The organism is Pseudomonas sp. MF6396 (assembly GCF_002018915.1).
GTDB classification, from domain to species: domain Bacteria; phylum Pseudomonadota; class Gammaproteobacteria; order Pseudomonadales; family Pseudomonadaceae; genus Aquipseudomonas; species Aquipseudomonas palmensis.
In genome coordinates this window covers 90,976-117,441 of the sequence record NZ_MVOK01000001.1, presented here as the reverse complement: position 1 = coordinate 117,441, position 26,466 = coordinate 90,976, and the positions used below count along the sequence as shown (strand labels likewise).

At 66.4% G+C, this 26,466-nt stretch carries 23 protein-coding genes; 18 read left to right on the top strand and 5 right to left on the bottom strand.

Going from position 1 to position 26,466, the window contains the following annotated elements:
- Positions 1-19 precede the first annotated feature (19 nt).
- The 14 genes from MF6396_RS00620 (at position 20) to MF6396_RS00555 (ending at position 15,992) form a co-directional block, all read left to right on the top strand.
- Complete coding sequence (locus MF6396_RS00620) at positions 20-1,186, top strand: alginate biosynthesis protein Alg44 (RefSeq protein ID WP_043861005.1); 1,167 nt, start codon at positions 20-22, stop codon at positions 1,184-1,186.
- A gap of 103 nt (positions 1,187-1,289) precedes the next feature.
- Positions 1,290-2,678 carry an alginate biosynthesis TPR repeat lipoprotein AlgK gene (gene algK / locus MF6396_RS00615; RefSeq protein WP_193791517.1) on the top strand — a complete coding sequence of 463 codons (1,389 nt, stop codon included), beginning with the start codon at positions 1,290-1,292 and terminating at the stop codon, positions 2,676-2,678.
- Positions 2,675-4,159, top strand: a complete 1,485-nt coding sequence (locus MF6396_RS00610; RefSeq protein WP_058540863.1) for an alginate export family protein — start codon at positions 2,675-2,677, stop codon at positions 4,157-4,159. The genes algK and MF6396_RS00610 overlap by 4 nt, the downstream gene beginning before the upstream one ends.
- 18 nt (positions 4,160-4,177) lie before the next feature.
- Positions 4,178-5,737: a mannuronan 5-epimerase AlgG gene (algG, locus tag MF6396_RS00605; RefSeq protein ID WP_058540862.1), complete on the top strand. Its 1,560-nt coding sequence runs from the start codon at positions 4,178-4,180 to the stop codon at positions 5,735-5,737.
- An 11-nt stretch (positions 5,738-5,748) separates the two neighbouring features.
- Entirely contained in the window at positions 5,749-7,191 is a 1,443-nt protein-coding gene (locus MF6396_RS00600) for an alginate O-acetyltransferase (protein WP_058540861.1), read from the top strand.
- A gap of 7 nt (positions 7,192-7,198) precedes the next feature.
- On the top strand, positions 7,199-8,305 hold the full coding sequence (locus tag MF6396_RS00595) for a mannuronate-specific alginate lyase (protein WP_058541092.1): 1,107 nt from the start codon (positions 7,199-7,201) through the stop codon (positions 8,303-8,305).
- A gap of 127 nt (positions 8,306-8,432) precedes the next feature.
- A complete protein-coding gene (locus tag MF6396_RS00590; protein ID WP_054914852.1) occupies positions 8,433-9,890 on the top strand; it encodes an MBOAT family O-acyltransferase in 1,458 nt (485 codons plus the stop codon).
- 11 nt (positions 9,891-9,901) lie between these two features.
- Complete coding sequence (locus MF6396_RS00585) at positions 9,902-11,065, top strand: alginate O-acetyltransferase (protein WP_078479510.1); 1,164 nt, start codon at positions 9,902-9,904, stop codon at positions 11,063-11,065.
- A 12-nt stretch (positions 11,066-11,077) separates the two neighbouring features.
- Positions 11,078-11,725 carry an alginate O-acetyltransferase AlgF gene (locus tag MF6396_RS00580; RefSeq protein ID WP_043860998.1) on the top strand — a complete coding sequence of 216 codons (648 nt, stop codon included), beginning with the start codon at positions 11,078-11,080 and terminating at the stop codon, positions 11,723-11,725.
- A 33-nt stretch (positions 11,726-11,758) separates the two neighbouring features.
- Positions 11,759-13,210, top strand: a complete 1,452-nt coding sequence (locus MF6396_RS00575) for a mannose-1-phosphate guanylyltransferase/mannose-6-phosphate isomerase (RefSeq protein ID WP_043860997.1) — start codon at positions 11,759-11,761, stop codon at positions 13,208-13,210.
- 136 nt (positions 13,211-13,346) lie between these two features.
- Positions 13,347-13,811 carry a hypothetical protein gene (locus MF6396_RS00570; protein WP_043860996.1) on the top strand — a complete coding sequence of 155 codons (465 nt, stop codon included), beginning with the start codon at positions 13,347-13,349 and terminating at the stop codon, positions 13,809-13,811.
- Positions 13,812-13,887: 76 nt separating this feature from the next.
- The gene (locus MF6396_RS28645; RefSeq protein WP_161493020.1) at positions 13,888-14,367 is read left to right on the top strand and encodes a thioredoxin family protein; all 480 of its coding nucleotides are present in this window, start codon (positions 13,888-13,890) and stop codon (positions 14,365-14,367) included.
- A complete protein-coding gene (locus MF6396_RS00560) occupies positions 14,258-15,082 on the top strand; it encodes an SDR family oxidoreductase (RefSeq protein WP_054914855.1) in 825 nt (274 codons plus the stop codon). The genes MF6396_RS28645 and MF6396_RS00560 overlap by 110 nt, the downstream gene beginning before the upstream one ends.
- Positions 15,083-15,323: 241 nt before the next feature.
- The gene (locus MF6396_RS00555; protein ID WP_052504232.1) at positions 15,324-15,992 is read left to right on the top strand and encodes a TetR/AcrR family transcriptional regulator; all 669 of its coding nucleotides are present in this window, start codon (positions 15,324-15,326) and stop codon (positions 15,990-15,992) included.
- Here MF6396_RS00555 and MF6396_RS00550 read toward each other — a convergent pair.
- Both MF6396_RS00550 and MF6396_RS00545 read right to left on the bottom strand, forming a co-directional pair.
- Positions 15,981-16,886 (bottom strand): HpcH/HpaI aldolase/citrate lyase family protein, encoded by a 906-nt coding sequence (locus MF6396_RS00550; RefSeq protein ID WP_043860993.1) that lies wholly within the window; start codon positions 16,884-16,886, stop codon positions 15,981-15,983. The genes MF6396_RS00555 and MF6396_RS00550 overlap by 12 nt on opposite strands.
- A 45-nt stretch (positions 16,887-16,931) precedes the next feature.
- A complete protein-coding gene (locus tag MF6396_RS00545) occupies positions 16,932-17,672 on the bottom strand; it encodes an SDR family NAD(P)-dependent oxidoreductase (RefSeq protein ID WP_078479508.1) in 741 nt (246 codons plus the stop codon).
- A 465-nt stretch (positions 17,673-18,137) separates the two neighbouring features.
- Here MF6396_RS00545 and MF6396_RS00540 point away from each other — a divergent pair, with 465 nt between their 5' ends.
- The 4 genes from MF6396_RS00540 (at position 18,138) to MF6396_RS00525 (ending at position 22,973) form a co-directional block, all read left to right on the top strand.
- Positions 18,138-18,551 (top strand): acyl-CoA thioesterase, encoded by a 414-nt coding sequence (locus MF6396_RS00540; protein ID WP_043860990.1) that lies wholly within the window; start codon positions 18,138-18,140, stop codon positions 18,549-18,551.
- A 71-nt stretch (positions 18,552-18,622) separates the two neighbouring features.
- Positions 18,623-19,765, top strand: coding sequence for an acyl-CoA dehydrogenase family protein (locus tag MF6396_RS00535; RefSeq protein WP_078479507.1), 1,143 nt, complete (start codon positions 18,623-18,625; stop codon positions 19,763-19,765).
- A 114-nt stretch (positions 19,766-19,879) separates the two neighbouring features.
- The gene (gene paaK, locus MF6396_RS00530) at positions 19,880-21,241 is read left to right on the top strand and encodes a phenylacetate--CoA ligase PaaK (RefSeq protein ID WP_078479506.1); all 1,362 of its coding nucleotides are present in this window, start codon (positions 19,880-19,882) and stop codon (positions 21,239-21,241) included.
- Positions 21,242-21,281: 40 nt separating this feature from the next.
- A complete protein-coding gene (locus tag MF6396_RS00525) occupies positions 21,282-22,973 on the top strand; it encodes an alpha-keto acid decarboxylase family protein (protein ID WP_043860987.1) in 1,692 nt (563 codons plus the stop codon).
- Between the two features lie 45 nt (positions 22,974-23,018).
- On the opposite strand, the gene MF6396_RS00520 is transcribed toward MF6396_RS00525, so the two are convergent.
- The 3 genes from MF6396_RS00520 to MF6396_RS00510 form a co-directional block, all read right to left on the bottom strand.
- Positions 23,019-23,813, bottom strand: a complete 795-nt coding sequence (locus tag MF6396_RS00520; RefSeq protein WP_078479505.1) for an SDR family NAD(P)-dependent oxidoreductase — start codon at positions 23,811-23,813, stop codon at positions 23,019-23,021.
- Between the two features lie 75 nt (positions 23,814-23,888).
- On the bottom strand, positions 23,889-25,379 hold the full coding sequence (locus tag MF6396_RS00515) for an efflux transporter outer membrane subunit (RefSeq protein WP_078479504.1): 1,491 nt from the start codon (positions 25,377-25,379) through the stop codon (positions 23,889-23,891).
- Entirely contained in the window at positions 25,376-26,452 is a 1,077-nt protein-coding gene (locus MF6396_RS00510) for an HlyD family secretion protein (protein WP_054914861.1), read from the bottom strand. The genes MF6396_RS00515 and MF6396_RS00510 overlap by 4 nt, the downstream gene beginning before the upstream one ends.
- Positions 26,453-26,466 lie beyond the last annotated feature (14 nt).

The window sequence follows — 26,466 nt, the reverse complement described above, 5'->3', positions numbered from 1 at the left end:
TAAACAGGAACATATCGCCATGAATACCGCCGTGAATGCCAATGTCGTGCATGAGTCCGAAGCCCAGCGTCAGCACGCCCGGGTAAAGATCCCCGCCAAGCTGCGCTACCTGGGGGCCAACCGCGAGACCCTCGAAGTCAAGGTCGAGGACCTCTCGGCCGGTGGCCTGAGCTTCTACACCCGCCACCCGCTGAAGGTCGGCGAAGTGGTGCGCGGCCGCCTGCAGTTCGTGGTCGACAACCTGGGCCTGGCCATCGACATCGAGTTCCAGGTGCGCTCGCACAACGTCGCCGACGGTCGTACCGGCGTGCAGTTCCAGAACCTGGAACAGCGCGACATCGCCACCCTGCGCCACATCATCACCTCGCACCTGTCGGGCGAGCTGATCAGCATCGGCGACGTGCTCAGCACCCTGCAACGCGACAACTTCACCAAGGCGCGCAAGCAGAAGGACACCGGCGGCGGCCTGAGCGCCTTCGGCCGCCTGCGTGCGGTCACCTTCAGCCTCGGCGTGTTCGTGGTTGGCGTGGCCGCGTTCGGCTTCATCGCCAAGTCGGTGTACGGCCTGTACTTCGTCAGCCATGCCGAGGCCGGGGTGGTCAGCGTCCCCACCACCAACGTCACCATGCCGCGCGACGGCACCGTGCAGAGCCTGGTGAAGGCGGACGGCCCGGTGGTCAAGGGCGCGCCGCTGGCCTCGTTCAACACCAGCATGCTCGACCTGCTCAAGGGCCACCTGGACGACCAGCAACTGGAGCCGGCGCGGGTCGAGGAACTGTTCGGCAAGCAGCTCAGCGGCACCCTCACCAGCCCGTGCGACTGCGTGGTGGCCAGGCAGCTGGTGGATGACGGGCAATACGCGAGCAAGGGCGCAGTGATCTTCCAGCTGATCCCGCGCACCACCAACCCGATCATCGAGGCCCGTTTCAGCTACCGCCAGTTCGACGAAGTGCAACCCGGCACCCGCGTCAACTTCCAGGTGGCCGGCGAAGACGACGTGCGCCAGGGTCGCATCGTCAGCAGCACCAGCCAGAACAGCGACGACCTGTCTTCGGACATTCGCGTGCAGATCAAGCCGGATGCGCCGATGCCCAGCGAGCTGGCCGGGCGCCCGGTGTCGGTCAACAGCGACCGGGGCCCGTCGATGGACTGGCTGATCGACAAGGCCGTGGCCCGTGGGCTTTGAAGAGGACATGCCGGTGACTACCCAACACACCGCGATCCCTGTAGGAGCCGGCCTTGCCGGCGAATCGTGCAGCCCCCTTCGCCGGCAAGGCCGGCTCCTACCGATGGGTGCACTGGCCCTGGCCGTCAGCCTGGCCGGTGGCGCCGGCCTGCCCGACCAGCGCCTGGCCAACGAAGCCCTCAAGCGCGGCGACACCGCCCTGGCCGAGCGCAACTACCAGCAACTCGCCGACCTGGGCTACAGCGAGGCCCAGGTAGGCCTGGCCGATATCCAGGTCGAAACCGGTGACCCGGCCAAGCTCAGGCAGGCCGAGGCCACCTACCGCGCCGCCGCCCGCACCTCGCCCCGCGCCCAGGCCCGCCTCGGCCGTCTGCTGGTGGCCAAGCCCGACAGCAGCGAGGCCGAGCGCCACGAGGCCCAGGGCCTGCTCAAGCAGGCCTTCGCCGCCGGCGAAAGCAACACCCTGATCCCGCTGGCCATGCTCTACCTGCAATACCCGCAGAGTTTCCCCGACCTCGATGCCCAGCAGCAGATCGACCAATGGCGCGCCGCCGGCTACCCCGAGGCGGGCCTGGCCCAGGTGCTGCTGTACCGTACCCAGAACACCTACGACCAGCACCTGGACGAGGTGGAACGTATCTGCAAGGCCGCACTGGCCAGCACCGACATCTGCTATGTGGAACTGGCCAGCGTGTACCAGAAGCGCGCCCAGCCCGAACAACAGGCCGCGCTGATCGACCAGCTCAAGGCCGCCTATGCCCGCAGTGCGGTACCGGCCAGCCGGGTCGACAGCGTGGCCCGCGTACTGGCCGACCCCAGCCTGGGCCAGACCGACGAGAAAACCGCCCAGGCCCTGCTCGAACAGGTCGCACCGAGCAACCCCGCGTCCTGGGTCAGCCTGGCGCAACTGCTCTACAGCTTCCCCGAGCTGGGCGACAGCGACCAGTTGCTGGCCTACATCGACAAGGGCCGCGAGGCCGCACAACCGCGCGCCGAGCTGCTGCTGGGCCGCCTCTACTACGAAGGCAAGGCCGTTCCGGCCGACGCGAAAAAAGCCGAGACGCACCTGCAGTCCGCCGCCGATGCCGGCGAAATCAGCGCCCACTACTACCTCGGCCAGCTCTACCGCCGTGGCTATCTGGGCCAGGTCGAACCGCAGAAAGCCGTCGATCACCTGCTGCGCGCCGCCCGTGGTGGCCAGCTCAGCGCCGACTACGCGCTGGCCCAACTGTTCAGCGAAGGTCGCGGCATTCGCCAGGACCTGGTCAACGCCTGGGTGTTCGCGCAACTGGCGCAGGCCAACCCCAGCGAGCAATCGACGGCGATGGCCGGCGAGCTCGACCAGCAGCTATCCGCCCCGCAGAAGGCCCAGGCCCAGCGCCTGTTGCAACAGGAGCGCCAGGCCCGTGGCGCCATGGGTCAGGGCCCCGGCGCCCAGGCCATGCAGGCCCTGCAGGACACCACCGAACAAGACGGCGAGGAATCCCTATGACACTCAACCCGTGGATGAAGGCCGGCCTGGGCCTGGGCTGTGCCCTGCTCTGGTCGTGCCCGACCCTGGCCGCGATGACCGCCGAGAAGAACTTCGGCCTGGAAGTGAAAGTCACCGGCCAGTCCGAGGATGACCGCGACCTGGGCACCCGCTCCGGCGGCGACGTCAACGGCCTGGGCCTGGACCTGCGCCCCTGGGTGTATGGCGAGCGCGGCAACTGGAGCGCCTACGCCATGGGCCAGGCGGTCACCGCCACCGACACCATCGACACCGACACCCTGCGCCAGGCCGACGACGACAGCCAGGTCGAAACCCGCCGCGCCAGCGGCCGCGAGCAGGACAAGAGCTACCTGGCCATGCGCGAGTTCTGGGTCGGCTACAGCGGCCTGACCGCCTACCCCGGCGAGCAACTGCGCCTGGGCCGCCAGCGCCTGCGCAGCGACGACGGCATGTGGCGCGACACCAACATCGAGGCGCTGAACTGGACCTTCGACACCACCCTGCTGCGCGCCAACGCCGGCGTGGCCCAGCGTTTCAGCGAGTACCGCACCGACCTCACCGACCTGGCCCCCGAAGACAAGGACCGCCTGCACGTCTACGGCGACGTGGCCGCGCAATGGACCCCAGGCCACTGGGTCGGCCTGCGCGCGCACCACACCCACGACGACGGCAAGCTGAAGAACCCGGGCGAGACCCTCGACCCGCTGGACAAGACCCGCAACGGCGACCTCACCTGGCTGGGCCTTGAGGCCAACAGCGACGCCTACAACTGGCGCAACCAGAACACCGTCAACTACTGGGGCAGCGTCACCTGGCTCACCGGCGACCGTGATCGCCTGAGCGCCACCACCCTGGCCAACGGCGACCAGCTGGCCACGCAAAAGCAGAGCGGCGATGTCAACGCCTGGGCCACCGACCTGGGCATCCGCCTGCGCCTGGACCCCAACTGGCAGGTCGGCGCGGCCTATGCCCGCGGCAGCGGCGGCGGTGGCAGCGACGGCTCGGGCAACTTCGAACAGACCGGCCTTGAGAGCAACCGCTCCAACTTCACCGGCACCCGCTCGCGTGTGCACCGCTTCGGCGAGGCCTTCCGTGGCGAGCTGGGCAACCTGCAGGCCGCCACCCTGTTCACCTCCTGGCAACTGCGCGACGACTACGACGCAAGCCTGGTGTACCACAAGTTCTGGCGCGTCGACGGCAAGCAGAACATCGGCAGCAGCGGCATCAACGCCGTGGTCGATGATGACGGCATCAACCGCCCGCTGATCCAGGGCGAAAAAGACCTCGGCCAGGAGATGGACCTGGTGGTCACCAAGTACTTCAAGCAGGGCCTGCTGCCGGCCGCGCTGAGCCAGTCGATCGACGAACCGTCGGCACTGGTGCGCTTTCGCGGTGGGGTGTTCAAGCCAGGCGACGCCTATGGCAAGGAAGCGGACTCGTACATGCACCGCGCCTTCATCGACGTGATCTGGCGTTTCTGATGCCTGGAGTGCATTGACATGAACCTTTACCCGCTCAACACGCTGATCGCCGGCAGCCTGCTGCTGGCCAGCAGCATCGCCCTGGCCAACGGCCTGCCCGTGGCCAGCCCGGCCAAAGAGCTGCAGCACGCCAAGACCTACACCGTCAGCAGCGCGCCGATCGAGCCGTTGCAGATCCCGGCGCCGACCCTGCCCGACCTCAGCGGCTACACCGCCGAAGCGGTGCAGGCCAAGATCCAGCGTGCACGCAAGGGCAAGGTCACGGTACGCCGCATGCTGCAGGAAGACGCCCTCAAGGAGTTCATCGGCGGCGACAACAAGATGGCCGAATGGGTAGCCCGCCAGCACGGCATCCCGCAGGCGATCTTCGTCGATGACGGGCATGTCGACTTCACCGAGCTGAGCAAGCACGTGCCGGCCCAGTACCTGCGTGAAACCGCGCCGGGGGTATACCTGTCGCGCCTGCCGATCGTGGTGGGGCAAAAGGGCGTGCTCGAGATCGATGCCAAGGTCAAGGAACTGCGCCTGTCCCAGGAAGGCGGTGCGTTCATCGTCAACGACGGCAAGCTGTTCGTCAGCCACACCCGCGTCACCGGCTGGCGCGAAAAGGACAACGGCCCGGCGACCTTCCGCACACCCAAGGAATTTCGCCCGTTCCTGCTCTCGTGGGGCGGCACCGAGACCTACATCGTCAACACCCGCATGGCCAGCTTCGGCTATGCCCAGAGCAAGTCCTACGGCGTGAGCATTTCGCAGTACACGCCCAACATGGCCAAGCAGATGGGCCGCCCCGAACCCACCGGCTGGATCATCGGCTCCGAGTTCAGCGACATGTGGTACGGCTTCTACTGCTACGAGACCAGCGACTTCGTGGTCAAGGACAACACCTACCGCGACAACATCGTGTACGGCATCGACCCCCACGACCGTTCGCACCGCCTGATCATCGCCGGCAACACCGTGCATGGCACCAAGAAGAAGCACGGCATCATCGTCTCGCGCGAGGTCAACGACAGCTGGATCATCAACAACAAGAGCTACGACAACAAGCTCTCGGGCGTGGTGATCGACCGCAACAGCGTCAACAACCTGATCGCCTACAACGAGATCTACCGCAACCACACCGACGGCATCACCCTGTACGAAAGCGGCGACAACCTGATCTGGGGCAACAAGGTCATCAGCAACCGTCGCCACGGCATCCGCGTGCGCAACAGCGTGAACATCCGCCTGTACGAAAACCTCGCCATGGCCAACGGCCTGGTGGGCGTGTACGGGCACATCAAGGACCTGTCCGATACCGACCGCGACATCGACCTGGACCCGTTCGACACCAAGGTGTCGTTGATCGTGGTGGGCGGTGAACTGGCGGCCAACGGCAGCGGCCCGCTGTCGATCGACTCGCCCCTGAGCGTGGAGCTGTACCGGGTGTCGATGCTGGCCCCGAGCAAGTCCAGCGGCATCAGTTTCTCCGGGGTGCTGGGCGATCGCCAGGACGAGATTCTCGACCTGATGGTTCGCCAGGGCAAAGCCGTACTGATCGACCCGGTCGAACGCCAGACCGACATGGCGGATTGAGGAAACCTGACATGACCCCACACCTGATGAAACTGCTTGGCCTGAGTGCGGCGCTGCTGGCGATCAGCAACGGCGTGCGTGCCGACGAGGTGCAGGCGCCCAGCTTCACCGCCCAGCCGTGCTGCCAACTGTGCCCCGAAGCCCACGATGCCAGCCGCTACACCACCCGCTACCAGCAGAACTTCACCACCCTGGTGCAAGCCCAGGGCGACTGGCTGTTCCGTACCCGCGAAGACCTGCGCACCGAATTCAGCACCACCCCGGCCGGCTACAAACGCCTGCAGCAGGTGCACGATGCGTTCAAGGCGCGCGGCGTGGAACTGGTGGTGGTGTACCAGCCCACCCGTGGCCTGGTGAACCGCAACATGCTCAACCCGGCCGACAAGGCCGCGTTCAACTACGAGAAGGCCCTGCGCAACTACCAGGCCATGCTCAAGCGCTTCGCCCAAATGGGCTACAACGTGCCCGACCTGTCGCCGCTGACCAACGAACAGTTGCCGGCCGCGCAGCAGGGCAAGGACTTCTACTTCCGCGGCGACCAGCACTGGACGCCCTATGGCGCCGAGCGTGCGGCAAAAATCGTGGCCGACACCGTGCACAGCATGCCGGCCTTCGCCGACATCCCGCGGCGTGAATTCGAAAGCCACCCGTCCGGCCGCATGGGCAAGACCGGCACCCTGCACAACGTCGCCGGCCAACTGTGCGGCACCAGCTACGCGGTGCAGTACATGGACCAGTTCGTCACCGAGCCCAAGGGCGAGAGTGGCGGCGACGACCTGTTCGGCGACTCGGGCAACCCGCAGATCACCCTGGTGGGCACCAGCCACAGCGGCAAGAACTACAACTTCTCGGGTTTTCTGCAGCAGTACATCGGCGCCGACGTGCTCAACGTCGCGTTCCCCGGTGGCGGCCTGGAAGGTTCGATGATCCAGTACCTGGGCAGCGAGGAGTTCCAGAACAACCCGCCCAAGATCCTGGTGTGGGAGTTCTCGCCGCTGTACCGCCTGGACCAGGAAACCATCTGGCGCCAGATGCTCGCCCTGCTCGACAACGGCTGCGAAGGCAAGCCTGCGCAGATGAGCGTCAGCACCTCGCTCAAGCCGGGCACCAACGAGCTGCTGGTCAATGGCAAGAACGGCGTGATCAAGAACCTGGTCAACGGCCGTCATCAACTGGACATCCAGTTCGAAGACAAGTCGGTCAAGACCTTGCAGGCCACCCTGTGGTACCTCAATGGTCGTCACGAGGACCTGAAGATCGAAAAACCCGAAACCTCCGACACCGACGGACGCTTCGCCTTCCAACTGCGCGAGGACGAGGACTGGGCCAACCAGACCTTGCTCGCGGTGGAAGTGCAGGGTCCCGAAAGCGGCAGCCAGAAGGTCCAGGCCAGGCTGTGTACACGCAACCCGATCGCCGGCGCCGGGCAGCATGCTGCCCAGGCCGGCCTGTGAGGCGCACATGACATCCATCCGCACCCTTGCCACCCCCGCCCTGCTCGCCCTGGCCCTGTTCGGCCCGGCGGTGCAGGCCGGCGGGCTGGTCCCGCCGCAGGGCTACTACGCCGGCATCGAGAAACCCAAGACCAGCCCCAACGACTTCACCTGTGAGGCCGTGCCCAAGCCCTACACCGGCGCGCTGCAGTTTCGCAGCAAGTACGAAGGCTCGGACAAGGCCCGCGCGACGCTGAACAAGGCATCCGAACAGGCCTTTCGCGACTCCACCGCCAGCATCACCACGCTGGAGCGCGGGGTCAGCAAGCAGGTGATGCAGTACATGCGCGACGGCCGCCCGCAGCAGCTGGACTGCACCCTGCAGTGGCTGGGCACCTGGGCGCAGGCCGATGCGCTGATGTCCACCGACTACAACCACACCGGCAAGTCGATGCGCAAATGGGCGCTGGGCAGCCTGAGCTCGGCATACCTGCGCCTGAAGTTCTCCAACGCACAGCCACTGGCGGCGCACCAGGCCCAGGCCGAACAGATCGAGAAATGGTTCGCGCGCCTGGCCGAGCAGACGGTCAAGGACTGGAGCGACCTGCCGCTGGAAAAGATCAACAACCACTCGTACTGGGCCGCCTGGTCGGTGATGGCCACGGCGGTGGCGACCGATCGCCGCGACCTGTTCGACTGGGCCGTGAAGGAGTACCGCGTGGGTGCCAACCAGGTCGATGCGCAGGGCTTTCTGCCCAACGAGATGAAGCGCAAGCAGCGCGCCCTGGCGTACCACAACTACGCACTGCCGCCGCTGTCGATGATCGCCAGCTTCGCCCAGGCCAACGGCGTGGACCTGCGCCCGGAAAACAACGGCGCGCTCAAGCGCCTGGGCGAGCGGGTGTTGTCCGGGGCCAGAGACCCGAGTGCGTTCAAGGCGCGCAATGGCCAGAAGCAGGACATGGACGATCTGAAGATCGACAGCAAATACGCCTGGCTTGAGCCGTGGTGCAGCCTGTACCAGTGCGACGCCGATGCGCTCAAGCGCAAGCACGCGATGCAGCCGTTCAAGAGTTTCCGCCTGGGCGGCGACCTGACGCGCGTCTACGACCCGCAGGCAGAACAGAAGAAGTAGCAACGACCGCAATCCCTGTGGGAGCGGGCTTGACCCGCGATGCGTTTGATCTGGTTCCCCCGCAATTTCAGCGGGGGGTTTGGGGGGCTGCTGCCCCGATTGTGGATAACGACAAGGAGAGATCGGGATGGTGTTCTCGTCCAATGTGTTCCTGTTCCTGTTCCTGCCGATCTTTCTCGGCCTGTACTACCTGAGCGGGCAACGCTACCGCAACGCCCTGCTGCTGCTGGCCAGCTACGTGTTCTACGCCTGGTGGCGAGTGGACTTCCTGGCGCTGTTCGCTGCGGTCACCCTGTGGAACTACTGGATCGGCCTCAAGGTGGGCGCCGCCGGCGTGCGCACCAAGCCGGCCCAGCGCTGGCTGCTGCTGGGGGTGGTGGTCGACCTGGGTATCCTGGGCTACTTCAAGTACGCCAACTTCGGCGTCGACAGCATCAACGCGATCATGACCTCGTACGGCCTGGAGCCGTTCATCCTCACCCACATCCTGTTGCCCATCGGCATCTCGTTCTACATCTTCGAGTCGATCAGCTACATCATCGACGTGTACCGCGGCGACACCCCGGCCACCCGCAACCTGATCGACTTCGCCGCGTTCGTGGCGATCTTCCCGCACCTGATCGCCGGCCCCGTGCTGCGCTTTCGCGACCTGGCCGACCAGTTCAACCACCGCACCCACACCCTGGACAAGTTCTCCGAAGGCTGCACGCGGTTCATGCAGGGCTTCATCAAGAAGGTGTTCATCGCCGACACCCTGGCGGTGGTCGCCGACCACTGCTTCGCCCTGCAGAACCCGACCACCGGCGACGCCTGGCTGGGCGCACTGGCCTACACCGCGCAGCTGTACTTCGACTTCTCCGGCTACAGCGACATGGCCATCGGCCTGGGCCTGATGATGGGCTTTCGCTTCATGGAGAACTTCAAGCAGCCCTACATCAGCCAGTCGATCACCGAGTTCTGGCGGCGCTGGCACATCAGCCTGTCCACCTGGCTGCGCGACTACCTGTACATCACCCTGGGCGGCAACCGCGGCGGCACCTTCGCCACCTACCGCAACCTGTTCCTGACCATGCTGCTGGGCGGCCTGTGGCACGGCGCCAACTTCACCTACATCATCTGGGGCGCCTGGCACGGCATGTGGCTGGCGATCGAGCGCGCACTGGGCCTGGACACCAACCCGCAGCGCTTCAACCCGGTCAAGTGGGCCTTCACCTTCCTGCTGGTGGTGATGGGCTGGGTGATCTTCCGCGCCGAAAACCTGCACGTGGCCGGGCGCATGTACGGCGCCATGTTCAGCTTCGGTGAATGGCAGCTGTCGGAGCTCAACCGCGCCAGCCTCACCGGCCTGCAAGTGGCCACCCTGGTGATCGCCTACCTGAGCCTGGCGTTCTTCGGCCTGCGCGACTTCTACCGCAACGCCAAGCCCACGGCCAAGGCCAGCCCGGTGGCCGTGCATGGCGACGGCAGCGTGAGCCTGGACTGGGGCCTGTACATGACCCGCGCGCTGGTGCTGCTGCTGTTCGTGGCCTCGATCCTCAAACTCTCGGCGCAAAGCTACTCGCCGTTCCTCTACTTCCAGTTCTGAGCGAGCCGACCATGACCCGATCATTACGCAAACTCTACGCCGTGCTGTTCATGGCCCTGCTGCTGGGCCTGGGCATCTGGTCGCTGGGGGGCCTGGGCAGTTTCCAGCGTACCGCGCAGATGTCCCTGCTCGACGGCAAGCTGGCCAAGGCCGCTGAAACCCACTACGACGCGCAGTTCCCGATCAAGCGCCTGGGCACCAACCTCTGGGCGGCGCTGGACTTCAAACTGTTCAACGAAGGCCGCCCGGGTGTGGTGCTGGGCCGCGAGCAATGGCTGTTCAGCGATGAAGAGTTCAAGCCGGTGGCCGGCAGCGAACAGTTCGAGGCCGAGAACCTCGCACTGATCCGCGGCGTGCGCGACACCCTCAAGCAGCACGGTGTGCAACTGGTGCTGGCGATCATTCCGGCCAAGGCCCGCCTGTACCCGGAGTACATCGGTGAGCAGACGCCCGCCAGCCTGCATGCCGACCTGTACAACCAGTTCCATGCCAAGGCGCGCCAGGCCGGCGTGTTCGCCCCGGACCTGCTCGGCCCGCTGCAGGCGGCCAAGGCCCAGGGCCAGGTGTTCCTGCGCACCGACACCCACTGGACACCACTGGGCGCCGAGGTGGTGGCACGCCACCTGGCCGAAGCCGTGGCCCGCCAGACCCTGCTCAGCGGCACGCCGCAGCAGTTCGTCACCGAAGCCAAAGCCGCCACACCGTACAAGGGCGACCTCACCAACTTCCTGCCGCTGGACCCGTTGTTCAGCCACCTGCTGCCGGCCCCGGACAGCCTGCAGCAACGCACCACCCGCCCTGCCCGGGCCCAGGACCAGGCCGACAGCGACGACGCGCTGTTTGCCGACAACGAGATCCCCGTGGCGCTGATCGGCACCAGCTACAGCGCCAACCCGCACTGGAACTTCCTCGGTGCGTTGCAGCAGGCGCTGCGCAGCGACGTGGTCAATGACGCCGAGGACGGCCATGGCCCGCTGCTGCCGATGCTCAAGTACCTGCAGACCGACGCCTTCAAGACCAGCGCCCCACAGGTGCTGGTATGGGAGTTCCCGGAACGTTATCTGCCAATGAAAAACGACCTCAGCGCCTTCGATCCGCAGTGGATCGCCCAGCTGAAGCAAACCCGTACCGCCAATCAAGACATGGCCCTGTCGTCCAATCGGACGCAACACTGAGAGGAACTGCACATGACCACCAAGCACCGCATTGCCAAAGCATTCGCCCTGACCGCCGGCATGAGCCTGCTCTCGCTGCAGGCCTGGGCCGGCGCCGACGCCGCACTGTATGGCCCCAGCGCGCCCAAGGGCTCGACCTTCGTGCGCCTGTACAACGCCGGCAACCAGCCGGTGGCCGCCAGTGTCGGCAACACCCAGATCAGCGAAGTGGCCGCCCAGGGCAGCAGCGATTTCAGCTTCATGCCCCAGGGCGACTACAGCGCCAAGGTCGGCAGCCAGACCGTACCGGTCAAGCTGGCGGGCGATCACTACTACACCCTGGTCAACCACGGCAGCGGCCAGCCGCAACTGGTCGAGGAACCGCCGTTCAAGAACAAGCAGAAATCCCTGGTACGCGTGCAGAACCTGAGCGACCAGGCCCTGACCCTGAAGACCGCCGATGGCAAGACCGAAGTGGTCAAGCCGGTGGCGGCCAAGGCGCGCGGCGAGCGCGAGATCAACCCGGTCAAGGTCAGCCTGGCGCTGTATGAAGGCGACAAGAAAGTCAGCGACCTCAAGCCCGTTGCACTCGAACGTGGCGAAGCGGCCGTGCTGTATGTGACCGGCAGTGGCAGCAACCTGTCGCCGGTCTGGGTCAAGCGCCCTGTGTCCACCCGTTAATCAACTGCCCCTTTCAACGTTCGGAGATTACCCATGATTCCAGTCATCCTGTCCGGTGGTAGCGGCTCGCGTCTGTGGCCCCTGTCGCGCAAGCAATTCCCCAAGCAGTTCCTGGCCCTGACCGGTGAACACACGCTGTTCCAGCAAACCCTGTCGCGCCTGGTGTTCGACGGCATGGACGCGCCCATCGTGGTGTGCAACAAGGACCACCGCTTCATCGTCAACGAGCAGTTGGCCAACCTGAACCTGGACACCCAGGCGATCCTGATGGAGCCGTTCGGGCGCAACACCGCGCCGGCCGTGGCGCTCACGGCCATGAAACTGGTCAACGAAGGCCGCGACGAGCTGATGCTGGTGCTGCCGGCCGACCACGTGCTGGACGACCAGAAGGCCCTGCAACGCGCCCTGGCCCTGGCCACGGTGGCCGCCGAACGCGGCGAAATGGTGCTGTTCGGGGTGCCGGCGACCAAGCCGGAAACCGGCTACGGCTACATCAAGTCGAGCCAGGACGCCCTGCTGCCCGAAGGCATCAGCCGCGTGGCACAGTTCGTTGAAAAACCTGACGAAAAACGCGCCACCGAGTTCGTCAAAAGTGGCGGCTACTACTGGAACAGCGGCATGTTCCTGTTCCGCGCCAGCCGCTTCCTCGAAGAGCTGAAAAAGCACGACCCCGACATCTACGACACCTGCCTGCTGACCCTGGAGCGCAGCCTGGAAGACGGCGACAGCATCAGCATCGACGAGGCCACCTTCGCCTGCTGCCCGGACAACTCCATCGACTACGCGGTGATGGAAAAGACCCAGCGCGCCTGCGTGGTGCCGCTGAGTGCGGGCTGGAGCGACGTGGGCTGCTGGTCGTCGCTGTGGGACGTGCACGAGAAGGACACCAACGGCAACGTGACCAAGGGCGACGTGGTGGTGCAGGACAGCCACAACTGCATGATCCACGGCAACGGCAAGCTGGTATCGGTGATCGGCCTGGAGAACATCGTGGTGGTCGAGACCAAGGACGCCATGATGATCGCGCACAAGGACAAGGTTCAGGGGGTCAAGCAGATGGTCAACACCCTGGACGCCCAGGGCCGCAACGAAACCCAGAACCACTGCGAGGTGTACCGCCCGTGGGGCTCGTATGACTCGGTGGACATGGGCGGGCGCTTCCAGGTCAAGCACATCACGGTAAAACCCGGCGCCAGCCTGTCGCTGCAGATGCACCACCACCGTGCCGAGCACTGGATCGTGGTGTCGGGCACGGCCGAGGTGACGTGCGACGAGAACGTGTTCCTGCTGTGCGAGAACCAGTCCACGTACATCCCGATCGCCTCGGTGCACCGCCTGCGCAACCCGGGCAAGATCCCGCTGGAGATCATCGAGGTGCAGTCGGGCAGCTACCTGGGCGAGGACGACATCGAGCGTTTCGAGGACATCTACGGGCGCTCCACGCCAGTGGAGCGCGGGGTGTCGATCAAGACCATCGCACAGTGATCTGAAGCCCGGAAGGCCCTTTCGCGGGTCAAGCCCGCTCCCACAACGGTCGCCATCGAACCTGTGGGAGCGGGCTTGACCCGCGATGCTTTTATCAGGGTAGGATGATCCTTCATCCGCACCCAAGGCGCCCTCCATGTTCATCGGTATCCTGCTCATCCTCACCTGGCTGGTCCTGCTGCTGCGCTACCCGGCCAAGGCCTTGCCGATCTCCATGGCCGCGCTGCTCGGCCTGGGCCTGGTGGGCCTGTGGGTGGTGTGGCTGGACAACCGCGAGGCCAGCCAGCTGGCCCGCCTGGAACTGCGCCTGGACTACGCCCCCGACGCCTGCCCGGCCGACCGGCCGCTGCGCGTACAGATAAAGAACGCCAACCGCGTGCCGCTGGTCGAGCTGCGCTGGCGCGTGGCCGCCTACGCCCCCGGCGACACCGTCAACCTGGCCGAGAACACCTACGCCGCACCGCGCTACCGCGGCCCCGGCGACCTGCAGCCCGAGGCCAGCTGGCACGACTGCCTGCCCCTGCCCCCCCTGCGCTCAGGCTACCGCCCGCAAACCCTGGAGTTTCGTGCCGAGCACCTGCAGGGTGGCTTTGCCAACTAGTATTTTTGTCAGTTACCTGAAACACGCCAGCCGGGGTTGAATGGAGCGCACCGGCATCCTTGCAGGAGGCACCACCATGTCACTCAGGCCCGTGACCCGCCTCGACCAGCTCCAGGCGCTGCTCGACGATTGCACACGCCAACGCCCGGCCATGGTCATGGTGGGCTCGGCCAGTTGCCCGCCTTGCCGCACGATGCATCCCGATGTTGCACGGCTTGGCAGTCAACATCCTCAGGTCGACTTCCACTATTTCAACGTCGACCTGTTCGAGGATCACCCGCAAGAACCGGCCCTGACCCTCCTGTTCCAGAGCCTGTCGCTGCACTATCTGCCTTCACATATCCTGTTGCCCGTCGCCGGCCCCAACCTCGTGGTGTGCGCCACGAGCATCACCCGGCTGATCGAAGCCCTGACCGAACACCACATTCTGAGGAGAGCCCCCTTCCATGCCCGTCGTCCTGATCACCGGTTGCTCCAGCGGCATCGGCCGCGCCCTCGCCGACAGCTTCAAGTCCGCCGGCTACGACGTGTGGGCGACCGCGCGCAAGGCCGATGACGTCGCCACGCTGATCAAGGCCGGCTTCAGCAGCCGCCAGCTGGACGTCAACGACGAGGACGCCCTGGTGCGCCTGGCCGACGCCATCGAAACGGCCCATGGCGGCCTCGACATCCTGATCAACAACGCCGGCTACGGCGCGATGGGGCCGCTGCTGGACGGCGGTGTCGAGGCGATGCAGCGCCAGTTCGAGACCAACGTGTTCGCACTGATCGGTGTGACCCGTGCACTGTTCCCCTTGCTGCGACGCAATCGCGGCCTGGTGGTGAACATCGGCAGCGTGTCGGGTGTGCTGGTCACCCCGTTCGCCGGCGCCTATTGCGCATCCAAGGCGGCGGTGCATGCGCTCAGCGATGCGCTGCGCCTGGAACTGGCGCCGTTCGGCATCGGCGTGATGGAAGTGCAGCCCGGCGCCATCGCCTCAAGCTTCGCCAGCAATGCCGGGCGCGAGGCCGAGCAGGTGCTGGCGCAAGACTCGCCGTGGTGGCCATTGCGCGAGCAGGTGCGCGCCCGCGCCCGCGCCTCGCAGGACAGACCGACCCCCGCCAGCGCGTTCGCCCAGGGCCTGCTCAAGGCCGTACAGCAGCGTACCCCGCCCGACCTGCTGCGCCTGGGCAACGGCAGCCGCGCCTTGCCGCTGCTGGCCGGCGTGCTGCCCAAACGGCTGCTGGAAAAGGTGCTGAAGAAACGTTTCGGCCTCGACCGCAGCCTGTGATCTGCCCGGTTTGCGGGGGCCTGCGGCGGCGATAGCTGACCCTATCGCTAACTATAAAGTGCACACCAGAGCATTTTCCAAAGCGTCTCCAAGGCCAAGAATCGCCCTCGTACTGGATCGGCTGCATTGCCACAGCGGCGGCGCGCTCCAGGCAATCAGGGAGAAATCTCCAAGGTCGGAGCACCGCTGCCTGCTGGCAGCCTTTCTCACAAATGCAATCAGGCCCTTTCTGGAGACATTCGTGAAACACCTTAACCTTCCGCGCAAGATCCCCACCCAGGCCCGCTCGCGGATGATGGTCGAAACCATCCTCACCTCCACCGCCAAGGTGGTGGTCAAGCATGGCTACCAGGGCACCAACACCAACCTGGTGGCCCAGCGCGCCGGGGTCAGCGTGGGCTCGGTCTATCAGTACTTCCCGAACAAGGATGCATTGATCGCGGCGTTGCATGAGCGCCATGCGCAGGCCATGAACCGGGTGATTCTGGAGGTCGCCGGCGCACACGAGGTGGCCGACCTGCCGGCCCACCTCAGGCTGCTGGTGCAAGCCCTGCTGCACCTGCACCAGCAGGAACCGGAGCTGCACCGGCTGCTCGACACCGACCTGGCCAACCTGAGCCGCAGCGTCGACGACCTGCAGCACAAGGCCCGCATCACCCTGTCCATCGAGCGCCTGCTGGACCGCTGGCGGGCCACGCTGGCTCACAGCAACCTGCACCTGGCCGCCTGGCTGGCGGCCCAGGTGATCACCTCGATGGTCAAGGCCTACATCCTCGACTCGCCGCAGATGAGCCAGGCGCAGATCGAGGATGCGATCAGCAGCTCGCTGATCGGGCTGTTGTGCCTCCCGCCGGCCATGCCGCTGGCCACCGCCCGCGCCCGCGCGCAGCCGCACAGCTCAGCGGCGTAGCGCCTGACGCGCCTGCAACTGCTCGTAACGCTCCAGCAAGCGCAGCGCCTGCAGGTAGCTGGGCACTTCCACCACCAGGCCATCGACTTCGGCACGCACGTTGCCGCCCTGGGCAGCCGCCTCGAACGCCGCCACCTGCCGGCGCGCCAGTTCGGCGTCCGCGTCAGCGGGGGTGAGGTAGCGATTGGCGACCGCCACGTGCGCCGGGTTGACCACACCCTTGGCCTGGTAGCCGATGGAGCGGGCGAACTGCATGTCGGCTTCGGCACCCTGCGCGTCGGCAAAGGTGTAGGGCGAGTCGATGGCCAGCACCCCCGCCGCCGCGCATTCGAGCAGAAAGCGCGAGCGCGGGTAATACAGCTCGGTGCCGGCGCGGCTGCGCCCGGCGCCCAGGTCGGCCACCATGTCCTCGGTGGCCACCAGCATCGCCTTGATACGCGGGCTGGCGGCGGCGATCTCGATGGCGCGCACCACGCCCAGCGCGGTCTCGATGTTCGGCACGATCAACGTGCTGCCGGCAGCGATGCCATGGCGCCCCTCAAGCTCGGTGATCAACTGGTCCAGCTCGATCATCTGCTCGCGGCGCTCGACCTTGGACATCATCACCACCTGCGGGCGGCCAGCCATCACTGCCGCCAGGTCCTCGTGGCCACAGGTTTCAAACGGGTTGATGCGCACCGCACTGACCCGCCCGCAGGCGCGCCAGCGCTGCAGGATATCCACCGCCAGTGCACGCGCCTCGGGGCGTCGCGCCGGTGGGGTGAAGTCCTCCAGCTCCTGCACCAGCACGTCGCCATCGCCGTCGAGTGCCGCCAGCAACGCGCGCTCGTCGGCGCCGGGAATGAAGAAAAAGGTGCGGCAAAGCGCCAGTGGGTTGTCCTTGGAAACTGCCATGGTTGACGTCCTGTACAGAGAAGAAAAGGAAGAAAAGAAAGCGCCTCAGAGCATCGCCAGGCCGCCGTCCACGGCGATGGTGGTGCCGCTGACGAACGAGGCCTTGCCCGACAGCAGCCAGGCGATCACCTCGGCGGCTTCCTCGGCACGGCCCTCGCGGCGCAAGGCGGTCATGCCGTGCAGCTGTTCGAGCTTGCCGGCGACGCGCGTGGTGTCATCGAGCATCGGCGTGCGGATCACCGCCGGGGCGATGCAATTGACGGTCAGCCCGCGCGGGCCCAGTTCGCGCGCCAGGCCCTTGCTCAGGGTGATTACCGCGCCCTTGCTGGTGGCGTAGCCGAGCGTGCCGGCCAGGCCACCGCCGCGAATGCCGGCGACGCTGGCCACGGTGCAGATATGCCCGCCGGCGCGCATCAAGGGCACGCTGTGCTGCACCACGCTGAAGGTGGCAAGCAGGTTGACCTCCAGCAACTGGCGCAGGCGCGCCACGCTCAGGTCGTCGAATGCCGTGGTGTCGACCACCCCGGCGCAGGTGGCCAGGCCATCGATGCGCCCGTGCCACCGGGCGATTTCGGCGAACACCGCGGCCACTGCCTGTTCATCGCACAGGTCCAGGGCGAACGGCCGATGGCCTGGGCCCAGCGCATGCAGGGTGCGATCCAGGCCGCCTTCGTCACGGTCCAGGCACGCCACCTGAAAACCCTCCCGTGCCAGCTGCAGGGCGGTCGCCGCGCCAATACCGCTGGCCGCACCGGTGACCACCGCCACCCTGTCTTGATTGGTCATGAACACTGCACTCCCTGAATGGCGATACAGGGCCGCTACAACAACGGCGCCTGAGTGGCGGCCATGCTAAAAGAATGCCTGACGAACAACTACTCGCATTAAAAACCCCACACACAAAAGCCGTGCCCGTGTACCCGCCGTGGATTGCTCGCATTGCCGGGAATATTAAATATTCATGACCAAAGTTCGTTGTCGGCGGCGAAATGCGAGCAATTCAACGCCACCCTCAAGGCCGCCCCTACAAACGAACCATGGCGTACAACCAGCAGCCAGCAACCCCACGGCAGACAAGCGCTGCAGCGCGAAAGCGAGTTTCACGCAAACAAACGCGAGTAGCCTTGCAAGTTCAACTTGCCTAGCATTTGAAACAACTTGAAACCCACTTTCAAGGGACCGAACAAGTTGCCGAGAAGTTTCAAGAACATTCCGCCAACTTCAAACAGAACAAACAAAAGGAAGTGCACCATGAGCCAGAAAGGCTTTGAGACCGTCATTGAAATCAAATACCGCGACACCGACTCGATGGGCCATGTAAGCAGCCCCATCTATTATGACTACATGCAACATGCCTATCTCTGCTACATGCACCACCTGCTGCAACTGCCAAAGAGCGAAAAACTGCCGCACATCATGGTGCGCAGCGAGTGCGACTACCTCAAGCAGGCCATGTACGGCGAAACCCTGGTGGTCAGCAGCGCCGTGGTGAAATTCGGCACCAAGAGTTTCGAGATCGAGCACACCATGCGCCGCCAGGACGATACCCACGAGGTGGTGGCCAGGGCCAAGTCGTACCACGTGATGTTCGACTACGACAAACAGGCCACCGTGCCTGTGCCCCAGGCATTCAAGGATCAGGTCCTGGCTTTCCAGGAAGGCTGAGCCGGCGCTCAGGGACGAACCGTTCGCCGACGCTCAGGCGCCCCGGCGAACCGACTGCAAAGGTACGCTCAATGAAACTCTCCTGGACTCCACAGCAGCTCGCGCTGCTGTCGACCTACCGCGCCATCGGCGTGGAACTGGCCGAGGCGCGGCGCAGCGCCGCCCCCGGTTTCGATCACTACGGCTGGCAACGCCTGTGCGACGCGGGCCTGTGGAAGCTGGTCATCCCGCTCGAATACGGCGGCCTGGGTGAAGACTGGTGGGGCTTCAGTGCCGCGCTGGAAGGCCTGGCCTCGTCGATCCGCACGCCCGAGCTGCTGCTGTCGGTGATTGCCCAGGCCGGCATGGTCCGTGCCCTGATGCTCTACGGCAGCGACGCCCAGAAGGACCGCTACCTGAGCGCGATCCTGGCCGGCGCGCTGAGCGCCACCGGCATCGCCGAACCGGGCACCGGCACCGACGTGCGCAGTATCCACAGCCTGCTGACCCCGTGCGCGGACGGCTACCGGCTGACCGGCAGCAAGTTCAACATCGCCCATGCACCGGTGGCCGACTTCCTGCTGATCGTGACCCGCCTGGCCACCGACTCCAAGCACAACATCGCCCTGGTGATCATCGACAAGGACACCCCCGGCCTGACCCGTGGCGAGCCGGACGACAAGCTGGGCAACAAGCACCTGCCCACCGGCCCGCTGCACTTCGACAACCTGCCGGTGCCGGCCGAACAGGTACTGGGCGAGCCGGGCCGCGGCCTGCAGCAACTGATCAGGATCATCTCGCTGGGGCGTGCGTACTACGGCCTGGTAGCGGCCAACCTGCCCACGCCGTTCCTGGCCGAGGCCATGCACTACGCGGCCAACCGCCAGAGCTTCAACAGCGCGATCGACACCCACCAGTACGTGCAGAAGCGCCTGGTGGACATCGCCATGGGCATGGAGCGCAACCGCTGGATGGTGTACGCCGCGCTCGACCAGCTGCTGGGCAACGACCCCCAGGCGCTGATGAGCTGCTCGATCGCCAAGCTCGGCGCCGCGCAGGACTTCATCCACAGCGCCATCAGCCTGCTCAAGCTGTACGGCAGCCTGGGCTACCACGAAGGCGACATCGCCACCCTGGTCAAGGACGCGCTGGGCTTTGCCAGCGTGGGCGGCACCGAAGAGATGCACCAGAAGAACATCTTCAACCAGCTGCTGCGCCTGACCCAGGCCGGCTGACCCCGCAGCGCCCGCCCCTGCCACCTGCGCGCCCGGCCCCACCCGGCGCGCGGGCATGGCAGCGCGAGCGTGGGCGCCCTTGACCACTCCCCTTCCTGGTAGAGAACAGACCCGATGCCGATCGAATCGACTTTACTGCACGCAAGCCCTGTCGCCGCCCTGGCCCCGGTGCCCTTCGCCCAACCGTTCGATGACCGCCTGGAACAGGCCGGCCTCGACGAGTTGCGCCAGCACCAATTGCTGCGCCTGCGCCAGACCCTGCTGCATGCCTATACCCATGTGGCCTGGTACCGCGAGCAGTTCCATGCACTGGACGTGCACCCCTACGACCTCAAGCACCTCGACGACCTGGCGCACTTCCCGCTGACCAGCAAGGCACAGTTGCGCGACCACTATCCCTTCGGCCTGTTCGCCGTGCCGATGGACCAGGTGCTGCGCCTGCATGCCTCCAGCGGCACCACCGGCCAGCCCACCGTGGTCGGCTACACGCGCAACGATATCGACGTGTGGGCCTCGCTGGTGGCGCGCTCGATCCGCGCTGCGGGCGGGCGGCGCGGCGACCGCATCCATATCGCCTATGGCTACGGCCTGTTCACCGGCGGCCTGGGCGCACACTACGGCGCCGAGAAACTCGGCTGCACGGTGATCCCGATGTCGGGCGGGCAGACCGCACGCCAGGTGCAGCTGCTCAAGGACTTCCAGCCGGACATCATCATGGTGACGCCGTCCTACATGCTCAACATCGCCGAAGAGATCGAACGCCAGGGCATCGACCCGCAGTCGCTGTCGCTGCGCGCCGGGATCTTCGGCGCCGAGCCGTGGGGCGGACAGATGCGCGGCGAGCTGGAACAGCGCCTGGGCATCAAGGCCCTGGACATCTACGGCCTGTCGGAAGTGATGGGCCCGGGGGTGGCCATGGAGCACCTCGACACCCAGGACGGCCCGACACTCTGGGAAGACCACTTCTACCCCGAGATCATCGACCCGGTCACCGGCGCGGTGCTGCCCGACGGGCAGTTCGGCGAACTGGTGCTGACCACCCTGAGCAAGGAAGCGCTGCCGATGGTGCGCTACCGCACCCGCGACCTCACCCGCCTGTTGCCCGGCAACGGTCGCGCCATGCGCCGCATCGACCGCATCACCGGGCGCAGCGACGACATGCTGATCATCCGCGGGGTCAACGTGTTTCCCAGCCAGATCGAGGAGCAACTGCTCAAGCTGCTGATGTTCAGCCCGGTGTACCAGCTGCATGTCAGCCGCCAGGGTAACCTCGACGTGCTGGCCGTACACGTCGAGCTGCGCCCGGAACACAGCGGCCTGAGCGCCCAGCAGCAACAGGCCGCCTGCCAGCAGCTGAGCCACCAGATCAAGGTGCACGTGGGCATCAGCACCCACATCCAGCTGCACCCGTGCCACACCCTCAAGCGTTCCGAAGGCAAGGCCGGCAACGTCATCGACCTGCGCCGCCAGCCCTAGCGGCGCACCCTCTCTCAAGGATCACGAGGCTCCCCTACTCATGGACATGACCATTGGCGATTTTCTGCTGCGCCGCCTTCAGGAATTCGGCATCCGCCACCTGTTCGGCGTGCCCGGCGACTACAACCTGACCCTGCTCGAACAGGTCGAGGCGCTGCCCACGCTCGACTTCATCGGCAACTGCAACGAACTCAACGCGGCCTACGCGGCCGACGGCTACGCCCGCACCCAGGGCTTCGGCGCGGTGCTGACCACCTACGGGGTGGGCGACCTCAGTGCACTCAACGGCATCGCCGGCGCCTATGCCGAGCGGGTGCCGGTGATCATGGTGTCGGGCATGCCGCCGCTGCACGCGATCATCGACCGGGCCCTGATGCACCACACCCTGGGCGACGGCAACTACGACAACATCATGGTGACCCTGCGCCAGTTCACCGTGGCCCAGGCGCGCATCACCGTGGAAAACGCCGCCATGGAAATCGACCGCGTATTGCAGACCTGCTACCGCGAACGCCGCCCGGTGTACCTGCAACTGCCCAGCGACCTGGCCACCCTGCCGATCGAGGTGCCCGACACGCCGCTGCAACTGAGCGAGCCGCGCAGCGAGCCGGGGCAACTGCAAGCGGTGGTACGGGCGCTGGTGGCACGCCTGGATGCCGCCAGCTCGCCGGTGCTGCTGGTGGACATGGACGTGGCGCGCTTTGGCCTGGTGCCCCAGGTGCTCGAGCTGATCGAGCGCTTCGACCTGCCCTTCGCCTGCCTGCCGCCGGCCAAGGCCATGCTGCCCGAGTCGCACCCGCTGTTCCTCGGCACCTACGCCGGTGCCGGCTCCGCGCCCGGCGTGCGTGCGGCACTGGAGCAATCCGACTGCGTGATCAGCCTTGGCGCACGCTTCACCGACACCAGCACCGCGCTGTTCTCCCACAGCTTCATGGACGGCGCGCTGATCCAGCTGCATGCCTACGCGGCCTCGATCGCCAGGCAGCACTACACCGCCGTGAGCCTGGGCCAGGTGCTCCAGGCGCTGGGCCAACAGGCGCTGGCACGCGAGCGCCGCGCCCAGCGCATCCCGCCGTTCAGTGCCAGCCCGGCGTTCGCCGCGCTGTCGGGCAAGCCGCTGAGCCAGCTGCGCTTCTGGCAGCGCATCGGCCACCTGATCGAAGCCGACGACCTGGTCATCGCCGAAAGCGGTACCTCGTCGGCGGGCATCAGCGGCCTGCGCCTGCCGACCGGGGCAACCTGCATCACCCAGCCGATCTGGGGCTCGATCGGCTACACCCTGCCCGCGCTGCTGGGCAGCCTGCTGGCCGCACCGACACGCCGCCAACTGCTGTTCATCGGCGACGGCTCGTTGCAGATGACCGTGCAGGAGCTGTCGACGATTCTGGCGCACAACCTCAAGCCGGTGATCTTCCTGATCAACAACGATGGCTACACCATCGAACGGCTGATCCTGGGCGAGCATGCCAGCTACAACGACGTGAACCCCTGGCGCTATGCGCAACTGGCCAGCGTGCTGGACACCCGCGAGCGCTCGCGCAGCTTCACCGTGCACACCGAGGACCAGCTCGAAGATGCGCTGGCCCAGGCCGCACAGGCCGACACGCTGGTGTTCATCGAAGTGGTGATGGAACGCATGGACGCGCCCGAATCGCTCAAGCGCTTTGCCCGGCTGTTCGCCGAGTTCGACTACGGGCTGCAACCGGCCAGCCTGCCGGCGATTGCCGGCTGAAGGCCGCGCCCGGGCGAGTCGCTCGCCCGGGCGCGGCAGGGTGCATCAGGCGATGGAACGAACCACGCCGCCATCCACGCGCAGGGCTGCGCCGGTGGTGGCGCTGGCCTGGCGCGAGGCCAGGTAGACCACCATGTTGGCGACCTCCTCGACCGTGGCCAGGCGCTTGATGACCGAGCTGGGGCGGTGCTCGGCAATGAACCGGGCCTCCAGCGTCTCGATGTCCACCCCCTGCTCCCTGGCCATCTGGCTGAAGTAGCCGCCCACGCCTTCGGAGCGGGTCGGGCCCGGCAGCACCGCATTGACGGTCACGCCGGTACCGGCCAGGGTCTCGGCCAGCCCGCGGGAAATTGCCAGCAGAGCGGTCTTGGTGGTGCCGTAGTGCACCATCTCGGTCGGGATCTGCAGCGCCGATTCACTCGACAGGAACAGCACCCGGCCCCACTCGCGCGTGGCCATGCCCTTGGCGTAATGGCGCGACAGGCGCACCGCGCTCATCACGTTGACCTCGAAGAAGCGCTGCCAGTCCTCGTCGCTGATCTCGAAGAAGCCCTTGGGCTCGAAGATGCCCAGGTTGTTGACCAGGATGTCGGTTTCCGGCTCCTTGGCAAACAGGATGTCCGCCCCCTCGGCCGTGCCCAGGTCGGCCGCAATGCCCTTGACCTTGGCCCCGGGCAACTTGCGCTGGATCTGTTCGACGGCGCGCGTGACACGGGCCTTGGTGCGCCCGTTGACCACCACCTCGGCACCGGCCTCGGCCAGCCCGTGGGCAATGGCAAAGCCGATACCGGCGGTGGAGCCGCTGACGATCGCACGCTTGCCGTGCAAGGAAATATTCATACCTGCGTCCTTTTCTGGATGACATGTGAACCCCGGCGCGGCGCCGGCCGTGCCGGGGCACGGCCGGCGCAGGCCTCATGGGTGCTTTGACCGCTGCCCTCGATCGAGTTCAGCGCTGGCCTGGGCCGGTGGGGCAAATGACTGCCAGCCCCCACCCAGGGATTTGTACAGGCCGACCATGGCCAGCGACACCGCCGCCGAGCTTTCGACCCACTGCTCCTGGTTGGCCAGCAAGGCGCTCTGCACGGTCAGCACGTTGAGGAAGTCGACCGCGCCCTCCACGTACTGGTTGCGCGCGGTGTCCAGCGCCACCCGGCTCTGGCGCACCGCTTCGTCGAGCAGGTCGCGGCGCAGCTGGCTGGCGTTGTACAGGCGCAGCACATCGTCGATCTCGTGCCAGGCGCGCAGCACCACCTGCTGGTACTGCACAGCCGCTTCCTGCTGCTGCGCCTCGCGCAGCTTGAGCACGCCGGTCAGGCGCCCGCCTTCGAAGATCGGCAGGCTCAACTGCGGGCCGATGGCAAACCGGCGCGAACTCCAGTTGCCGAAGTCCGACAGTTGCAGCGACTGGAACCCCGCGCTGCCCGACAGGCGGATGCTCGGATAGAAGCTGGCCTTGGCCACCCCGATGCTGGCCGTGGCGGCGTGCAGTTGCGCCTGCGCCTGGCGGATGTCGGGGCGCCGCTCGGCCAGTTCCGAGGGCAGGCCCATGGCAAAGCGCTGCGCGGTCTGCGGCATCGGTGCCGGTTGCAGCAGTTCGCTCTGCAGGCTGCGTGGCGGTTCGGCCAGCAGCAGGCTCAGGGCGTTGATCAGTTGCGCCTGGCGGTCTTCCAGGGTGGGCAGGCGCGCCTCGATGGACGCCACCTGCGCCTTGGCCTGGGCCACGTCGAGGTTGGTCGCCACGCCATCGTTCAGGCGCATCTGCGACAGGCGCAGGCTGTGGCGCGACACGTCGAGGTTCTCGCGGATCACCGCCAGGGTGCTCTGCACCGCACGCAGCTGGATATAGTCGTGGGCGGTCTCGGCCAGCAACGACAGCAGCACGCCCTGGCGGTCGTTTTCGGCCACCTCGACGCTGGCGTCGGCGGCCTCCACCTCACGCCGCACCCGGCCCCACAGGTCCAGTTCCCAGGCAGCGGTGAAGTCGCCCTGCCACAGGTTGAAGGCCGACTTGCCGTTCTTGCCGGACGGGTCGTTGAGGCCATCCTCGCTGTTGCGGGCGCGGCTGTAGTTGCCGTTCAGGTCGACCGACGGGTACTGCTCGGAGGCAATGCTGCTGCGCACCGCGCGGCTCTGCATCAGCCGGGCGGTGGCCACCTGCAGGTCCAGGTTGCGTTCGACCGCGCGCTGCACCAGTGACGACAGCTGCGCATCGTTGAACTGCTCCCACCAGCGCGCCTGCAGCGGTGTCGCCTCGGGCTGGCTGGGGCCGGCCTTCTCCTGCAGGGTCGGCCAGGCCGACGGCGCGGTGGAGCGCGGCGCTTCGAAATCGGGGCCCAGGCTGCAGGCGCCGAGGGTCAGCGTGGCGCCCAGCAGCAAGGGCGAAGTAGCCTGTGCGAAGTTCATCGAGCGCTGACCTCGTTGCCGGCCTGGGCCCTGGCCGGGCTCTGGGTATCGATTCTGGCGATCACCGACATGCCCACGCGCAGGCGGCTGAGCAATGGCTGGTCGGCGTCGAGCACGATCTTCACCGGGATGCGCTGCACCACCTTGGTGAAGTTGCCGGTGGCGTTGTCCGGCTTGACTGCGGCAAAGGTCAGGCCGGTGGCCGGGGCCACGCTCTGCACATGGCCGCGCAGCTGTTCACCGGCAAAGGTATCCACGCTCACCAGCACTGCCTGGCCTGGCTGCACGTGGGTCAGCTGGGTTTCCTGGAAGTTGCCGACCACGTAGGCCTGCGCCAGCGGCACCACCGAGAGCAGCCGTGCGCCCGGGTTGACGTAGGCGCCCACGCGCACGGCGCGCTCGCCGACCATGCCGTCGATGGGTGCGACGATCTGCGTGTAGGACAGGTCCAGGCGGGCACGGTCCAGCGCGGCCTCGGCATGCTTGAGGCCGCCCTGGGCCGCCTCCACCTGCGCGGTGAGAATGTCCACCTGTTTGCGTGCCGCGGCCAGCGCCGCACGGGTGTTGGCCAGGCGTGCCTGGGCCTGGTCGACCCGGCTGCGCGCCTGCTGGGCGTTCTGCACGGTGCCGGCGCCCTGCTCGGCCAGGCGGGTGTGACGGGTCAGTTCATGGTTGGCGAACGCCAGCGCCGCCTCGTCGGCAGCCACCGTGGCCTGGGCCTGGGCAATCAGCGAAGCCTGGCGTTCGAGGGTGGCGCGGGCGTTCTGGTACTGCGCGCGGGACATCAGCAACTGCGCGTCGGCGGCGGCCAGCGCCGCCTGGAAGTCGCGGTCGTCGATCTGCGCCAGCACCTGGCCGGCCTTGACCTGCTGGTTGTCCTCGACGTGGACCGCCTTGATGAAGCCCGACACCTTGGGCGCCACCACGGTGTAGTCGGCCGTGACGTACGCATCGTTGGTGGACTGCGTGCCGCCGCTGCCGAACAGCGCGGGCAGCGCCACATAGGCCAGGCCGGCGACGACGATCACCGCCACGGCGATCAGGGTGAGTCTGGAAGTTTTACTTGAGGTCATGTCTTTCTCTCTCG

Coding starts and splice junctions, on each gene's coding strand:
- MF6396_RS00620 (WP_043861005.1), top strand. CDS start 20: ATGAATACCGCCGTGAATGCCAATGTCGTGCATGAGTCCGAAGCCCAG.
- algK (WP_193791517.1), top strand. CDS start 1,290: ATGGGTGCACTGGCCCTGGCCGTCAGCCTGGCCGGTGGCGCCGGCCTG.
- MF6396_RS00610 (WP_058540863.1), top strand. CDS start 2,675: ATGACACTCAACCCGTGGATGAAGGCCGGCCTGGGCCTGGGCTGTGCC.
- algG (WP_058540862.1), top strand. CDS start 4,178: ATGAACCTTTACCCGCTCAACACGCTGATCGCCGGCAGCCTGCTGCTG.
- MF6396_RS00600 (WP_058540861.1), top strand. CDS start 5,749: ATGACCCCACACCTGATGAAACTGCTTGGCCTGAGTGCGGCGCTGCTG.
- MF6396_RS00595 (WP_058541092.1), top strand. CDS start 7,199: ATGACATCCATCCGCACCCTTGCCACCCCCGCCCTGCTCGCCCTGGCC.
- MF6396_RS00590 (WP_054914852.1), top strand. CDS start 8,433: ATGGTGTTCTCGTCCAATGTGTTCCTGTTCCTGTTCCTGCCGATCTTT.
- MF6396_RS00585 (WP_078479510.1), top strand. CDS start 9,902: ATGACCCGATCATTACGCAAACTCTACGCCGTGCTGTTCATGGCCCTG.
- MF6396_RS00580 (WP_043860998.1), top strand. CDS start 11,078: ATGACCACCAAGCACCGCATTGCCAAAGCATTCGCCCTGACCGCCGGC.
- MF6396_RS00575 (WP_043860997.1), top strand. CDS start 11,759: ATGATTCCAGTCATCCTGTCCGGTGGTAGCGGCTCGCGTCTGTGGCCC.
- MF6396_RS00570 (WP_043860996.1), top strand. CDS start 13,347: ATGTTCATCGGTATCCTGCTCATCCTCACCTGGCTGGTCCTGCTGCTG.
- MF6396_RS28645 (WP_161493020.1), top strand. CDS start 13,888: ATGTCACTCAGGCCCGTGACCCGCCTCGACCAGCTCCAGGCGCTGCTC.
- MF6396_RS00560 (WP_054914855.1), top strand. CDS start 14,258: ATGCCCGTCGTCCTGATCACCGGTTGCTCCAGCGGCATCGGCCGCGCC.
- MF6396_RS00550 (WP_043860993.1), bottom strand. CDS start 16,886: ATGGCAGTTTCCAAGGACAACCCACTGGCGCTTTGCCGCACCTTTTTC.
- MF6396_RS00545 (WP_078479508.1), bottom strand. CDS start 17,672: ATGACCAATCAAGACAGGGTGGCGGTGGTCACCGGTGCGGCCAGCGGT.
- MF6396_RS00540 (WP_043860990.1), top strand. CDS start 18,138: ATGAGCCAGAAAGGCTTTGAGACCGTCATTGAAATCAAATACCGCGAC.
- MF6396_RS00535 (WP_078479507.1), top strand. CDS start 18,623: ATGAAACTCTCCTGGACTCCACAGCAGCTCGCGCTGCTGTCGACCTAC.
- paaK (WP_078479506.1), top strand. CDS start 19,880: ATGCCGATCGAATCGACTTTACTGCACGCAAGCCCTGTCGCCGCCCTG.
- MF6396_RS00525 (WP_043860987.1), top strand. CDS start 21,282: ATGGACATGACCATTGGCGATTTTCTGCTGCGCCGCCTTCAGGAATTC.
- MF6396_RS00520 (WP_078479505.1), bottom strand. CDS start 23,813: ATGAATATTTCCTTGCACGGCAAGCGTGCGATCGTCAGCGGCTCCACC.
- MF6396_RS00515 (WP_078479504.1), bottom strand. CDS start 25,379: ATGAACTTCGCACAGGCTACTTCGCCCTTGCTGCTGGGCGCCACGCTG.
- MF6396_RS00510 (WP_054914861.1), bottom strand. CDS start 26,452: ATGACCTCAAGTAAAACTTCCAGACTCACCCTGATCGCCGTGGCGGTG.